We start from the raw sequence: 13,906 nt of genomic DNA on the forward strand, positions 1-13,906 counted from the left end.
CAGTCAAGCGGAGGACCAGATTCGTGGACCCGACCAGCCAAGGCGAAGCGCGCGTTCAGAACGCCGACAGGCGACCACCCACGGGTGACAGAATCCTCCTCTCCCCGCCGGACGTCGGACCGCTCGAGGAGTCGTACCTGATCCGGGCCCTGCGCTCGGGATGGGTCGCGCCGGTCGGTCCGGAACTCGACGCGTTCGAGGCCGAGATGGCGGCCCGGGTCGGCACCGCCGAGGCGGTCGCGGTGAGTTCCGGCACCGCCGCCCTGCACCTCGCGCTGCTCGCCCTCGGTACCACGCCCGGCCAGGTGGTCCTGGTACCCACCCTGACCTTCGTGGCCACCGCCAACGCGGTGGTCTACGCCGGCGCGGAGCCGGTCTTCGTCGACTGTGACCCGGCCACCGGCAACGTCGACGTCACCCTGGTCGAGGAACTCCTGGCCGAACTACGCCGGGAGGGCCGGTCCGTCGCGGCGGTCGTCCCGGTGGACATGTTCGGCGCCTGCGTCGACTACCAGCGACTGCTGCCGGTCTGCGAGGCGGCCGGAGTTCCGGTGGTCGAGGACGCCGCCGAGGCGCTCGGCGCGACCCACCATGGTCGGGCGGCGGGATCGTTCGGCCGGGCCGGGATTCTGTCCTTCAACGGCAACAAGATCATGACCACCTCGGGTGGCGGCATGCTGGTCACCGACGACAGCGCGCTGGCCGCCCGGTGCCGCTACCTCTCCACCCAGGCCCGGCAACCGGTCGAGCACTACGAACACACCGAGGTCGGCTACAACTACCGGCTCAGCAACCTGCTCGCCGCGCTCGGGCGGGCCCAGCTGCGCCGGCTGGACCGGATGATCGACCGACGCCGCAGGCTGCGCGAACGGTACGCGAAGCTGTTCGCCGCCACCCCCGGCGTACAGCTGCTCGCCGACGGCGACCCGGGCGCGAACTGCTGGCTCACCACCATCGTCGTCGACCCACGGCAGGCCGGCTGGCGCGCCGGAGAACTGGCCCGGCACCTCGCCGAGCAGGAGATCGAGACCCGGCCGGTGTGGAAGCCGATGCACCTGCAGCCGGTCTTCGCCGATGCCCGCTCCCGGCTCACCGGGGCGGCGCAGCGGCTCTTCCGGGACGGGCTCAACCTGCCCAGCGGCTCCGGACTGACCGAGGCGCAGACCACCCGGGTGATGAGCGCCGTCGAGCAGTTCCTGGAGAGCCGGCGGTGACGGTCGGACTGGCCGTCAGGGACAGCGGCCCGGAGACCATCGCACTCGACCTGGCGTACCCGGACGTGTACTTCACCCCGGGGTACGGGGGCGCTGCAGCCGTACCGGAGCAGGGTGAATGGCGGCTCGCGCACCGGGGCGACGACTTCCTCGTCCCGTACGTCGTCCGCCGGCTCGCCGACGGCACCGCCGACGCGGTCAGCCCGTACGGCTACTCGGGTCTGCACGTACGCGCCGGACGGCACGGCACCGAACTGGCCCGGTTCTGGGCCGACGCGGTCGACGCGTGGCGGGCACAGCGGCTGGTCACCCTCTTCCTCCGGTTCTCCCCGCTCGACCCGACCTCGGTGCAGCGGGCCCACGAGCTGCCCGGAGTCCGGCTGACCCGGCTCAGCGACACCATCACCGTGCCGGTGGAGCGGGGCCCGGCGGCTGTCTGGGCCGCGATGGAGGGCCGGTCCCGGACGGCGGTCCGCAAGGCCCGCAACGTCGGACAGACGGCGACCCTGCGGCCGGCGACCGCCGAGGACGTCACGCCCGGGTCACCCTTCCGGCAGCGGTACGCGGAGACGATGGCCCGGGTCGGCGGCGCCCCCGGCTACCTCTTCCCGGACGGGTACTACCACCGGCTGGTCGACGGCGTCGGCCCGAACCTCCACCTGGTGGAGGTACGCGACGCGGACGGCACGGTGGTGGCGAGCGCCCTGCTGTTCCGGCACCGGCAGCGGGTGCACTACCACCTCGCCGGGTCGGATCCGCGTGGTGCCCGGAACGGGGCCAACAACCTGCTGCTGTGGACGGTACTGGAGTGGGCGGCGGAGACCGGCTGCCTGCTGGTGCACCTCGGCGGCGGCCTTCGCCCCGACGACAACCTCTTCCAGTTCAAGCGCTCGTTCGGCGGGACCCGTACCCCGTTCTGGGTCGGTGCCGTCGTGGTGGACCCGGACCGCTACACGGCTCTGACGGCCGATCGGGCCCGGGACCTGCACCGCTCTGTCGAGGACCTCGAGTCGTCGGGATTCTTCCCGGCGTACCGGATCGGAAGGAACCGCCCGTGACCGCCGTACGTGTCAAGCGGCTGCTGGACGTGGTGCTGGCCGCCCTGCTGCTACTGGTCCTCGGTCCGCTGATGGCCGTGATCGCGCTGCTGATCCTGGTCACCTCGGGGCGGCCGGTGCTGTTTCAGCAGCTCCGCCCCGGACTGCACGGGGTGCCGTTCGCGCTGACCAAGTTCCGGACCATGCGGGAACCGCTGCCGGGCGAGGAGATCTGGACCACCGACGAGGTCCGGTCCACCCGGATCGGCCGGTTCCTGCGCCGGACCAGCCTGGACGAGCTGCCGGAGCTGGTGCACGTGCTGACCGGGCGGATGAGCCTGGTCGGGCCCCGGCCGCTGCTGATGGAATACCTGCCCCGGTACACCAGCCACCACGCCCGCCGGCACGAGGTCCGCCCCGGCATCACCGGCCTCGCCCAGACCAGCGGCCGGCGCTCCCTCACCCTCGGCCAGCGCCTCGACCTCGACGTCCGGTACGTCGACACCTGGTCGCCCTGGCTCGACGTCCGGATCCTGGTCCGTACCCTGGTCGAGCCGTTCCGGCGCGGTGAGATCCGGGGCCAGAGCCTGCACGAGGTCGACGACGTGCAACTGCTCACCCCGGTCCTGGAGCGGGTCGAGTGAGCACCGTCGACGATCGGCCCGGCGGTGCGACCGCACGGACGGGCGGCCCGACCGGTCGGGCCGGAGCCGGACACGGCCGACGCGGCGTGACGGCGGACCGCTGGGAGGTCGGCTCGGCGTTCCCGCTCGTGGTACCGGCCGGCGGCGGCTGGGCCGGGTTGGCGGAGTCGGTCCGGCTCTACGGCTCGGGTCGGCAGGCGCTCGTTGCGCTGCTCGAGTACGGCCGCCACGAGTACGGCTGGTCCGCGGTCCACCTGCCGGAGTACTACTGCCCCGAGGTCGCCGACGACGTCGCGGCGGTGCTTCCGGTCCACCGGTACGACGCCGGGCCGGCGGGCGGCGGCGAACCGCCCCGGGTCGGTCCCGGGGAGGCGCTGGTCCTGGTCTCCTACTTCGGCACCCCGCCGGTCCGGCCACCCACACCGGCCCCGACCGGCGCGGCGGTGATCGTCGACGCGACCCACGACCCGCTGGCGCCGTGGCTGTCGCACCTCGGCGCGGACTACGTCTTCGCCTCGCTGCGCAAGACCCTGCCGCTGCCCGACGGAGGGGCGCTCTGGTCGACCGTCGACCGCCCGCTGCCGCCGGCGCCGGCACCGTCGGACGGGCAACGGCTGGCCGCCGGGACGATCCTCGCGGCGATGTGCCTGAAGACCGCGTACCTGGGCGGCGCCGGGCTGGCGAAGGAGCCGTACCTGGCGGGCTACGTCGACGGCGAGCGGCGGCTGCGGGCGGCCGAGGTGAGCGCCGTCTCGGACTTCACCGCAACCCTGCTACCCGCGTTGCCCGTCGACGAGCTGCGGGTACGCCGGATCACCAACGCCACCGTCCTGGCCGACCGCCTGGCCACCCTCGCCGGGGTCACCGCCCGGGCGTACCCGTTCGGTGTTGTCCTCGAGTGCGAGTCGCACCAGCGTCGGGAGGAGCTCCGCCGTGGCCTGATCTCCCGGGCCGTCTACCCGGCGGTGCTCTGGACGCTGCGTCCCGGTGAGGTCGGCCCCCGCCACCTGGACTACTCCGAACGCATGCTCATGCTGCACACCGACGCCCGGTGGACCGAGCGGGACATGACCCGGGTCGCCGCGTTGGTGCGCCAGGTGCGGCAGGCGGCCGCGACCACCCGCGCCCCGGCGGTGCCGGCCGGCGCACCGCACCGGCCCCGTCCGATCTCCCGGCGTCCCCGCCACCAGCCGAGCGACGACCTGCCACCGAAGGGCGCACCATGTTGACCGGGCGACTCGTCGGCCTGCGGCCGATGCGGGCCGACGACCTCGACTTCCTGACCGAACTGGCCAACACCACCGCGGTCCGTACCCACGTGGTGGGGTGGGACTGGCCGGTGGCCCCCGACGCGCAGCGGGACTGGTTCCCGACCGCGTTGCGGGACCCGCGCAACCGGCGGCTGACCGTGACCGACATGTCGACGGGCCGGCCCGTCGGCCTCACCGGGCTCTGGGAGGTCGACTGGCACAACCGTTCGGCGCTCACCGCGGTCAAGCTGATGCCGGGGCTGGCGCCGAAGGGCGCGGGCAGCGACTCGATCAAGCTGATGATGGCCTGGTCCTTTCACGAGGTGGGACTCCGCCGGTTGCACAGCACCATCCTGGACTTCAACGCCGCCAGCCTCGGCGCGTACGTCCGCAAGTGCGGCTGGCGGATAGAGGGCCGGGACCGAGAGGCGGTCTTCCGGCACGGCACCTGGCACGACCTGGTCCGAGTGGCGGTCCTCGCCACGGAGTTCGACGCCCTGCCCGACGCCGCCGAGTACGTCGAACGGGTCTGCGGCCCCCGACCGTCCGGGCAGCGACCCGACGGTCAGGCCTCCGCACGTGGTGCTGATCGACCGGCGGGGGAGTGGCCCGATCGTCGAGCGGTACCCCTGCCCGGTCAGCCGACCGCGCCCGTGCCGGCGCGAGCCGGTCAGTGGCCGACCGTCCTGGACGTACCGGCGAGCGGACGGGACGGCGCCAGTCAATGACCAGCGACGTGCACCTCACACGCCCCACCGGCCGACGCCGGGTCAGCGGCCACGGTGCTGCGTACGGGGCAGCGGTGCTGGTCACCCTCGGCGCGTTCGGGCCCTACACCACGCAGCCCGGTATCCGTACCGAGCAGATCGCTGTCTACTCACTGCTGCTGGTCGGCATCCTGTCCGGCCGCAGGTTGCGGATAACCCCGGTGGGCGCACTGATCGCCGCCCTCCTGGTCGTCGAGTTGCTCATCGCCGCGGTCGGGGTGGCCGGTCCGACCCGGATCATCCTCACCAGCATCGAGTCCCGCAGCGGGCTGGCCGGGCTGGACAACCTGCTGCTGCCGATCGCCGCGCTGGCCTTGGCGTTGATGCTGGCCGCTTCCGGTGCCGAACCACGCCGCCTGATTCAGCTCGTCTGCACGGTCCTCATCGTCGCGATGTGCGTCAACACCGCCCTGAGCGTCGTCTCCATGACCCAGGACATCACGCCGCTGCTGGAGATCTTCTGGGGCAACGATGCCACCGGGCAGAGCGTCGCGGAACGGGCGAGCGGCATGGGCCGGCTCACCGGGATCTTCAACCAGCCCGCCGAGGGCGGCGCACTGTACTCGCTCGCCCTGCTGGGGGCGATCTACCGGTACCGCGACCGCATGGTGATCCTCGTGTGCACCGGCACACTGCTGACGATCGGCGGTCTGCTGACCGTCTCGAAGATCTTCCTCATGATAGGGCTGCCGCTGGCGCTGTGGCATCTGGTCCGGTCGTTCGGCATCGTCGGTCCTCGGCTGTGGGCACTCCCGGGCGCGCTGCTGCTGGTGGTGTCCGCCAGCCAGTACGGCCTACTGCCGGCCTGGGACGGAGTCGGCTATCTCACCCGGCTGTTCCGCCCGTCGGACAGCGGATCCGACCTGATCGGTTTCTACACCGCCGGCCGTCTCGGGGATGCGCCGAGCCACCTGTACGTCTGGGACATCGTCGCCAGCGCCTCGCCCTGGTTCGGGTTCGGCGCGGGCGGGGTCGCGGCGGCCTATGACAACGGCTGGATCGAGGCCCTGGCGATCGCCGGCCTTGTCGGGGCGTTCATCTACACCGCGGTGATCGGCTGTCTGGTGCTGGCCTGGTTCACCCGGCAGGCGGCGATGGACCGGGCCACGTCCCGGTTCGCCAGCGGTCTGATCATCGTCCTGGTTGGCGCGTCCCTGGGTCTGCCCGCGCTGACCGCGAACCGGGTGGCCACCATCGCCTGGCTCCTGATCGGCCTGCTGCTGCTCACCCCTGTCCCGCTCCGCAGGACCGTACCGCCGACGGCTGATCGACCGGTCAGGTCAGAGACGCCCGCCACGTCCGACGGCGCAGCCGGCGGGCCCGACCGGAACGGCGTGCGCACCGGAGCCGGGAGCCGGCACTCGATTCAGCCGGTCAAAGCAACATGACGGGACAGTAGGTCTGATAATTCGACATTGCGTGACTTGTCGGCCGCTTCGTCGTTTAGCCGGACGGTACCTCAGATCGACGGCCGAACCGACAGAGGTGGGCCGTGCCGCGATGGGCGGATGGGCCCCGGTCGGCTCGCCAGCGACGCAATCGAGCGGTACGAACAGGAGCCTCAGTGACATTTCTGCCTGCCGGACGCCGGGTGCTGATCACCGGCGGTACCGGGTCCTTCGGACAGACCATGGTGCGTCGGCTGCTCGACCGCAACGTCGGCGAGGTACGCGTCCTCAGCCGCGACGAGGCCAAACAGGACCTGATGCGGCACCGTCTCGGCGACGACCGGGTCCGCTACCACGTCGGGGACGTACGGGACTACGACAGCGTGCTGCGGGCGAGCCGGGACGTCGACTTCGTCTTCCACGCCGCCGCGCTCAAACAGGTGCCGTCCTGCGAGTTCTTCCCACTGGAGGCGGTCCGGACCAACGTGTTGGGCAGCGCGAACGTGATCGAGGCCGCCGAGCGCAACGGGGTCGCCTCGGTCGTGGTGCTCAGCACCGACAAGGCGGTCCAGCCGGTCAACGCGATGGGGCTGACCAAGGCGCTGATGGAGAAGGTCGCCCAGGCGCACGCCCGGCACAACCGCTCCGGGCGCACCATCGTCTCCGGCGTCCGCTACGGCAACGTGCTCTACTCGCGCGGCTCCGTCGTCCCGCTCTTCGTCGACCAGATCAAGGCCGGCCGGGCGCCGACGGTGACCAATCCGGGCATGACCCGGTTCCTGATGTCGCTGACCGAGTCGGTCGAACTGGTCGAGCACGCCTTCGCACACGCCCGACCCGGCGACATCTTCATCCGCAAGGCCGCCGCCTGCACCATCGGCGACCTGGCCCTGGCCCTCTGCCAGCTCTTCGACGTGCCCGCCAAACTGGACCTGATCGGCATGCGGCACGGTGAGAAGCTCGACGAGACCCTGGCCAGCCGGGAGGAACTCGCCAAGGCCGACGACTTCGGGGACTTCTTCCGGGTCCCGATCGACGCCCGCGACCTGAACTACGCCAGTTACGTCACCGAGGGCGACCCGGCGATCGCGGTCGGCCAGGACTTCCACTCCGCCAACGCGCCCCGACTCGACGTACCGGAGATCATGGAGCTGTTGCGGACGCTGCCGGAGATCCGGGCCGAGCTGGCCGCCCGAGAGCTGGCGCTGGCGCCGTGAAGGTCGCGCTCACCGGGGCCGAGGGCTTCCTCGGCTGGCACGTCCGTGTCCTGATCCACGCGCTCGGCTGGCCCGAGCCCACCCGGCTGACCCGGGCGGAGCTGGCCGACCCGGCGGCGGTCGCCGCCGCCGTCAGCGGCGCCGACCGGCTGCTCCACCTGGCCGGCGTCAACCGGGGCGACCCGGCGGACGTGGCTACGGGCAACGTCGAGGTCGCCGCCGCGCTCGCCCGGGGCCTGCGGCAGTGCGCGGCACCGCCGCCGACCGTCGTCTTCGCCAACTCGGTCCAGGCCGGCAACGGCACCCCGTACGGCGACTCCAAGGTCGCCGCCGCCGCCACCCTGGCCTCCACCGTCGCCGGCCGCTTCGACGACGTCCTGCTGCCCAACCTGTACGGCGAACACGGCCGCCCGTTCTACAACTCGGTGGTCGCCACCTTCTGCCGGTTACTGGCCGACGGGCAGGTGCCGGAGATCCACCAGGACCGCGACCTGGAACTGGTGCACGCCCTCGACGCCGCCGCCCGGCTGCTCGACGTGCCCGACAGCGGTGCCTGGGACCCGACCATGCCCACCCTGCGGATCGGGGTACGCGCGCTCGCCGAACGACTCGGCGCCGCCGCGTCCGCGTACCGGGCGGGTGAACTGCCGCCCCTGCTGGGCCGACACGACGTACGGCTGTTCAACACGTACCGGTCGCACTGCTTCCCCGGGCACTACCCGCTGCCGTTGACCCGACACGCCGACCGCCGCGGCGAGCTGGTCGAGACGGTCCGGTCGTACGGCGGCGGCGGGCAGACCTTCGTCTCGACCAGCCGGCCCGGGATCACCCGCGGTGAGCACTTCCACCTGGCCAAGGTCGAGCGGTTCGTGGTGCTGCGGGGCACCGCCGAGATCGCGTTGCGTCGGGTCGGGCACTCCGAGGTGGTCCGGTTCACGGTCAGCGGGGACGAACCGGTGCTGGTCGACATGCCGACGATGTGGGCACACCGGATCACCAACATCGGCGACGGCGAACTGCTCACCCTGTTCTGGGCGAACGAACTCTTCGACCCGGCCCGGCCCGACACCTACCCGGAGCCGGTCGGCGGACTCGACACCGTCGCCACTGTCGGGCCGGCGGTCCACCCGTCGGAGCCGGCACCGGCCGGCGACGCGCCGGATGCCGCCACGTCGCCGCCCGTACCGGCCGCCGACGCACCGGAGTCCGTGCCGCGCCCGGCGGTGGTCGGCGGATGAGGATCGGCTTCGTCACCCAGTGGTACCCGCCGGAGCCCGCCTTCGTCTCCGGCGAACTCGCCCGGGAACTCGCCGCCCGGGGACATGACGTGCGGGTGCTGACCACGTTCCCGAACTATCCCGGCGGGCGGATCTACCCCGGCTACCGGCAGCGCTGGAACGACCGTGGCGGCGAGGGCGGCCTCACCGTACGCCGGGTGCCGGTCTACCCGAGTCACGACTCGTCGACGGTCGGCCGGGTCACCAACTTCCTCTCCTTCGCGGCCACCAGCTCCCTCGCCGCGATGCGCTACCTCCACGACGTCGACGCGGTGTACGTCTACCACCCGCCGGCGACCGCGTTCGCCGCCGCCGCGCTGACCCGGCTGCTCCGGCGTACCCCGATCGTGCTGCACGTCCAGGACATGTGGCCGGAGTCGGTGACCGCGTCGGAGATGAGCCCGGCCGGGCGGGTCGGCCAGGTCGTCGACCGTACCCTCGCCGCCACCATGCGCGGGCTCTACCGGGGTGCCGCCGCGATCGCCGTCATCGCCCCGTCGATGGCCGAGCTGGTGGTGGCCCGGGGCGCCGACCCGGGCAAGGTCCGGGTGGTGCTCAACTGGACCGACGAGCGCCTGTTCCGGCCGACGCCGGTGCTGGAGACCGCCCGGGCCGCCCTCGGGCACCGGGGCCGTTGCACCGTCATGTTCGCCGGCAACATCGGACCGTTCCAGCGGATCGAGACCGCGATCCGGGCGGCCGCCACGGTCGCCGACCGGGTCGACCTGGTGCTGGTCGGCTCCGGCACCGAGGAGGAGTACGCCCGCCGGCTCGCCGCCGACCTCGGTGCCGACAACATCCGGTTCCTCGGTCGACGGGCGCCGGAGCAGATGGCCGAACTCTACGCCGCCGCCGACTACCAGCTGGTCTGCCTGCGGGACCTGCCCGGCCTGCGTGGCACCGTGCCCTCCAAGCTCCAGGCCGCGTTCGCCTGCGGCTCGCCGGTCATCGTCTCGGCCGGCGGCGACGCGGCCCGGCTGGTCGAGTCGACCCGGGTCGGGCTGACCTGCCCACCGGAGGATCCGGTGGCGCTCGCCGCCCGGTTCGCCGAGGCCGCGGTCCTCTCGCCGGCGACCCGTGCCGAGCTGGGACGGCGGGCCCGTGAGGTCTACCTGGAACGGATGTCGCTGCGGGTCGGCGCCGACCAGATCGAGGACATGCTGACCAAGACCGCCGTACTGGGAATCGCGTGACCAGGTCGAGTCCGGCCGGTACCGAGTGGAGTGGAGGGTTCCGATGACCCGGGTGATGACGGTGGTCGGTACCCGACCGGAGATCATCCGGTTGTCCCGGGTACTGGACCGGTTGGACCGTACGGTGGAGCACCTGCTCGTGCACACCGGACAGAACTGGGACCGCAGCCTCTCCGACGTCTTCTTCACCGAGCTGCGGCTGCGGGAACCAGACCGCTACCTGCGGGTCGACACCTCGTCGCTGGGCCGGGTGCTCGGCGGGGTACTGATCGGCGTCGAGCAGGCGATCACCGAACTCCGGCCGGACGCGCTGCTGGTGCTCGGCGACACCAACAGCTGCATCGCCGCGCTGATGGCCCGCCGGATGCGGGTGCCGGTCTACCACATGGAGGCGGGCAACCGGTGCTTCGACCTGAACGTGCCGGAGGAGACCAACCGGCGACTGGTCGACCACGTCGCCGACTTCAACCTCGTCTACACCGAGCACGCCCGCCGCAACCTGCTCGCCGAGGGCCTGCACCCGCGCCGCATCCTGCACACCGGCTCGCCGATGCGGGAGGTGCTGGAACACTACCGCCCGGACATCGCCGCCTCGACGATCCTGCGGCAGCTCGAACTGGAACCGGGCGGGTACTTCGTGGTCAGCGCGCACCGTGAGGAGAACGTCGACGACCCGGTCCGGCTCGGTCGGTTGCTCGACTGCCTGCGTACGGTCCGGGACGCCTGGCGACTGCCGGTGCTGGTCTCCACGCATCCGCGTACCCGCAAGCGGCTGGAGGCGCTCGCGGTCGACGCCGGCACGTTGGAGGGGATCGCCTTCCACGAGCCGTTCGGCCTCTTCGACTACGTACGTCTGCAGTCGCAGGCGCGGTGCACCCTCTCGGACAGCGGGACGATCAGCGAGGAGGCCGCGATCCTCGGCTTTCCGGCCGTCACCATGCGGGAGTCGATCGAACGCCCCGAGGCGTTGGACGCCGGCGGCATCATCATGACCGGGCTGGATCCCGACGGCGTACGGGAAGCGGTCGCGGTCGCGGTCGAGCAGGTGGCGGTGGCCGGGGTGCCCTGTCCGGTCGACTACCAGGTGCCGGACACGTCGCGTCGGGTTGTCGACTTCATCCTCTCCACGGTGCGGCGGCACCATGACTGGGCTGGCATCCGGCACTGAACCGGCCTGGCTCGGGCCGTGGGGTGTCGTGGTTCGGGTCCTTGCGCGTGGGGTCCAGGTTCGTGGGTGGGGGTTCGGGGCCGGACCACCCGCGCTGGGCGGTCAGGCTTGATCCCGACGCGGGCGGCCCGGCCCCGAACCCCCGACCGGGTCAGGCGTCGTCGGGGTATGGCGGCCGGGCCCCGAACCCCGACCGGGTCGGGCGCCGTCGGGGTATGGCGGTCCGGCTCCGAACCCCGAGCGGGTCAGGCGTCGTCGGGACATGGCGGGCTTCCCGGCCGGCGGCCCGGTTCAGCGCCGAGGGACGGATGGTCCGACCGGCAGTGTGATGGTGAACGTCGTGCCGACCCCCGGCTCGCTGGCGACCCGGATCACCCCGCCGTGGTCGGTGATGATCTGCCGGACGATGGCCAGGCCGAGGCCGCTTCCCCCGGTCTTGCGGCCTCGGGCCGAGTCGGCGCGCCAGAACCGGTCGAAGACGTACGGCAGTGCCTCCGGCGCGATCCCCGAGCCGGTGTCGGCGACCCGGAGCACCGCCGAATCGCCGTCGTGCTCGGCGGTGAGGGTGATGGTGCCGCCCCGGCCGGTGGCCCGGAGCGCGTTCGTGACCAGATTGCCCAGCACCTGCCGCATCCGGTCCGGGTCGGCGTACACCGGAGGTAGCGGCCCGGCCGACACCGTCAGGGACACCCCGGCCGCGTCGGCGCCGGCCCGGTGCGCGGTACGGCAGGTCTCCAGCAGTTCCGCCAGGTCGACGACGGTCCGGTGGTACGCCAGACTGCCGGCCTCGGCCAGAGCCAGATCCTGCAGGTCGTCGACGATTCGCTGCTGCAGGACCGCCTCCTCGTGCAGGGACGCGAACAGCTCCGGGTCGGGGTCGATCACCCCGTCGGAGAGTGCCTCGAGATAGCCGCGCAGGTTCGCCAGCGGCGTACGCAGTTCGTGCGCGACGTCGGCGACCAGCCGGCGTTGCCGCTCCTCGCCGCGTTGCAGCGAGTCGGCCATCCGGTTGAACGCGCGGGCCAGGCTCGCCAGTTCGTCGTTGCCCTCGACCGGTACCCGGCTGGTCAGGTCGCCCCGGCCGAGGCGCTGGGAGGCGGCGGTCAGGGTACCGATCGGTCGGAGCACCCGGTGGCTGAGCAGGGCGGTCGCGATGATCGCCACGGCGGCCACACCGGCGGCGGCGGCGAGCAGTGGCCCGATCACCAACGACTGCCCGCCGACACCGACGTAGACCTGGGCACGTTGCGGCGCCACCTCGTTGATCCGGTCCGCGAACACCTGGGTCAGGCAGTCGTGGTCCGGCTCGGCGGCGTCGGCGGTGACAAAACACTCGCTGACCCGTCGCCGGTCCTCCTCGAGGGCGTCCATCGGCTCCCGGGGATAGCCGTTGCAGGAGTCGACGGTGCTCGGGGCCGGCGCGGCGGTGGCGTAGTCGACCTGGACGCCCGGGACCCCGTACGAGGCGGGGGTCGAGACGGTGTTGATGCCCCTGCGGGTCAGACAGGCGGCGAACCGTACGTTCGCCCGGTAGTTCTGGATCATCTTGAGGGTGATCGACGCCGCGTCCTGGTTGACCCCGGTCAGGTCCAGGGAGGGCCGGGGGTTGACCGGACCGTTGATCGAGCCGATCGGGCGGACCGGCCGACTCGGGTTCGCCTCGTGGTCGGTGTCGACGATCACCTCGCCGTTCTCCGTGATCAGGTGGATCCGCTGTCCGGTCTTGTTGCCCAACCCCACCACCAGGCTGCTGACCCCTTCCCAGGTACCGTGCCGCAGTCCGTAGCCGGCGAGCTGGGTGGTGATCTCGTCGAGCTGGGCCGAGGCGGCACTGTCCGGCTCGTTGATCTGCTGGGTGGCGCCGCGCAGGATCAGCCAGGCGGTGACGGCGGTCGCGCTGACCGCGACGAGCATCACCAGGCCGAGCACCCGGAACCGGAAACTCACGCCGGGGAGTCCGCCCCGGTGGCGACGGCGCCCTCCGGGGGCGATCCGGCAGGACGCTCGTCGGCGGGCGGTTCGGCCAGTCGGTAGCCGCGCCCGAAGACGGTCTGTACGTAGCGCGGCTCGGCCGGATCCTCCTCGATCTTGCGACGCAGGTTCATCACGTGCGCGTCGACCGTGCGCTCCAGCACGTAGTGGTCGAAGCCGAAGGCCCGGTCGATGATCTGGGCCCGGGTGAACGCCCGGCCCGGCTCACCGGCCAGCACCTCCAGGATTCCGAACTCCTTGGCGGTGAGCGTGATCAGGCGCCCGCCGATCCGTACCTCGAACCGGCCCGGGTCGACCTCGAGGTCGCCGACCCGCAGCACGGCCTGGTTGCCCGCGGTCAGTACGCCGGCCCGGCGGAGCAGCGCCCGGACCCGGGCGGCCAGCTCCCTCGGACTGTACGGCTTGGTGAGGTAGTCGTCGGCGCCGATGTCCAGGCCGAGCAATACGTCGTCCTCGGTCGTCCGGGCGGTGAGCAGCAGGATCGGCACGTTGGACTCGGTCCGCAGGATCCGGCAGACGTCAAGGCCGTCCATGACCGGCATCATGACGTCGAGGATCACCAGGTCCGGCCGGCGGGTCCGGCACTGTTCCAGGGCTGTCCGGCCGTCGCCGACCACCAGCACGCTGTGGCCCTCCCGCTCGAGATAGACCCGGACCAGATTGGCCTGCTTCGGGTCATCCTCGGCGACCACGATCCGCGCGCTCATGTTTCCCCATTCTGCCTGGTCCTGGCGGCACCGATTAGAGCGGTGCGGTGGT

The 13,906-nt window shown here is 72.1% G+C and carries 12 protein-coding genes; 10 read left to right on the plus strand and 2 right to left on the minus strand.

Translation table 11 applies throughout. The features are described from left to right. Positions 1-92 precede the first annotated feature (92 nt). The 10 genes from V1633_RS11165 (at position 93) to wecB (ending at position 11,155) form a co-directional block, all read left to right on the plus strand. Positions 93-1,214 (plus strand): aminotransferase class I/II-fold pyridoxal phosphate-dependent enzyme, encoded by a 1,122-nt coding sequence (locus tag V1633_RS11165; RefSeq protein WP_331214211.1) that lies wholly within the window; start codon positions 93-95, stop codon positions 1,212-1,214. Next, positions 1,211-2,272, plus strand: coding sequence for a GNAT family N-acetyltransferase (locus V1633_RS11170; protein ID WP_331214158.1), 1,062 nt, complete (start codon positions 1,211-1,213; stop codon positions 2,270-2,272). Before V1633_RS11165 ends, V1633_RS11170 begins: the two co-directional genes overlap by 4 nt. Beyond that, positions 2,269-2,895, plus strand: coding sequence for a sugar transferase (locus V1633_RS11175; RefSeq protein ID WP_331214159.1), 627 nt, complete (start codon positions 2,269-2,271; stop codon positions 2,893-2,895). The genes V1633_RS11170 and V1633_RS11175 overlap by 4 nt, the downstream gene beginning before the upstream one ends. Then, complete coding sequence (locus tag V1633_RS11180; protein WP_331214160.1) at positions 2,892-4,124, plus strand: hypothetical protein; 1,233 nt, start codon at positions 2,892-2,894, stop codon at positions 4,122-4,124. The genes V1633_RS11175 and V1633_RS11180 overlap by 4 nt, the downstream gene beginning before the upstream one ends. Then, positions 4,118-4,873 (plus strand): GNAT family N-acetyltransferase, encoded by a 756-nt coding sequence (locus V1633_RS11185; RefSeq protein ID WP_331214161.1) that lies wholly within the window; start codon positions 4,118-4,120, stop codon positions 4,871-4,873. Before V1633_RS11180 ends, V1633_RS11185 begins: the two co-directional genes overlap by 7 nt. Further along, positions 4,870-6,300, plus strand: a complete 1,431-nt coding sequence (locus V1633_RS11190; protein ID WP_331214162.1) for a hypothetical protein — start codon at positions 4,870-4,872, stop codon at positions 6,298-6,300. The genes V1633_RS11185 and V1633_RS11190 overlap by 4 nt, the downstream gene beginning before the upstream one ends. Positions 6,301-6,476: 176 nt before the next feature. Further along, entirely contained in the window at positions 6,477-7,517 is a 1,041-nt protein-coding gene (locus V1633_RS11195) for a polysaccharide biosynthesis protein (protein WP_331214163.1), read from the plus strand. Then, positions 7,514-8,755: a polysaccharide biosynthesis C-terminal domain-containing protein gene (locus V1633_RS11200; protein ID WP_331214164.1), complete on the plus strand. Its 1,242-nt coding sequence runs from the start codon at positions 7,514-7,516 to the stop codon at positions 8,753-8,755. The genes V1633_RS11195 and V1633_RS11200 overlap by 4 nt, the downstream gene beginning before the upstream one ends. Continuing rightward, a complete protein-coding gene (locus tag V1633_RS11205; protein WP_331214165.1) occupies positions 8,752-9,987 on the plus strand; it encodes a glycosyltransferase family 4 protein in 1,236 nt (411 codons plus the stop codon). Before V1633_RS11200 ends, V1633_RS11205 begins: the two co-directional genes overlap by 4 nt. A 43-nt stretch (positions 9,988-10,030) precedes the next feature. Next, complete coding sequence (gene wecB / locus V1633_RS11210; protein ID WP_331214166.1) at positions 10,031-11,155, plus strand: non-hydrolyzing UDP-N-acetylglucosamine 2-epimerase; 1,125 nt, start codon at positions 10,031-10,033, stop codon at positions 11,153-11,155. A 291-nt stretch (positions 11,156-11,446) separates the two neighbouring features. On the opposite strand, the gene V1633_RS11215 is transcribed toward wecB, so the two are convergent. Together V1633_RS11215 and V1633_RS11220 are read right to left on the minus strand one after the other, a co-directional pair. Continuing rightward, a complete protein-coding gene (locus tag V1633_RS11215) occupies positions 11,447-13,102 on the minus strand; it encodes a sensor histidine kinase (RefSeq protein WP_331214167.1) in 1,656 nt (551 codons plus the stop codon). Next, the gene (locus tag V1633_RS11220) at positions 13,099-13,854 is read right to left on the minus strand and encodes a response regulator transcription factor (RefSeq protein WP_331214168.1); all 756 of its coding nucleotides are present in this window, start codon (positions 13,852-13,854) and stop codon (positions 13,099-13,101) included. The genes V1633_RS11215 and V1633_RS11220 overlap by 4 nt, the downstream gene beginning before the upstream one ends. Positions 13,855-13,906: the final 52 nt, after the last annotated feature.

Source organism: Plantactinospora sonchi, assembly GCF_036422035.1.
Taxonomy (GTDB): Bacteria; Actinomycetota; Actinomycetes; order Mycobacteriales; family Micromonosporaceae; genus Plantactinospora; species Plantactinospora sonchi.

Coding starts and splice junctions, on each gene's coding strand:
- V1633_RS11185 (WP_331214161.1), top strand. CDS start 4,118: ATGTTGACCGGGCGACTCGTCGGCCTGCGGCCGATGCGGGCCGACGAC.
- V1633_RS11190 (WP_331214162.1), top strand. CDS start 4,870: ATGACCAGCGACGTGCACCTCACACGCCCCACCGGCCGACGCCGGGTC.
- V1633_RS11205 (WP_331214165.1), top strand. CDS start 8,752: ATGAGGATCGGCTTCGTCACCCAGTGGTACCCGCCGGAGCCCGCCTTC.
- wecB (WP_331214166.1), top strand. CDS start 10,031: ATGACCCGGGTGATGACGGTGGTCGGTACCCGACCGGAGATCATCCGG.
- V1633_RS11220 (WP_331214168.1), bottom strand. CDS start 13,854: ATGAGCGCGCGGATCGTGGTCGCCGAGGATGACCCGAAGCAGGCCAAT.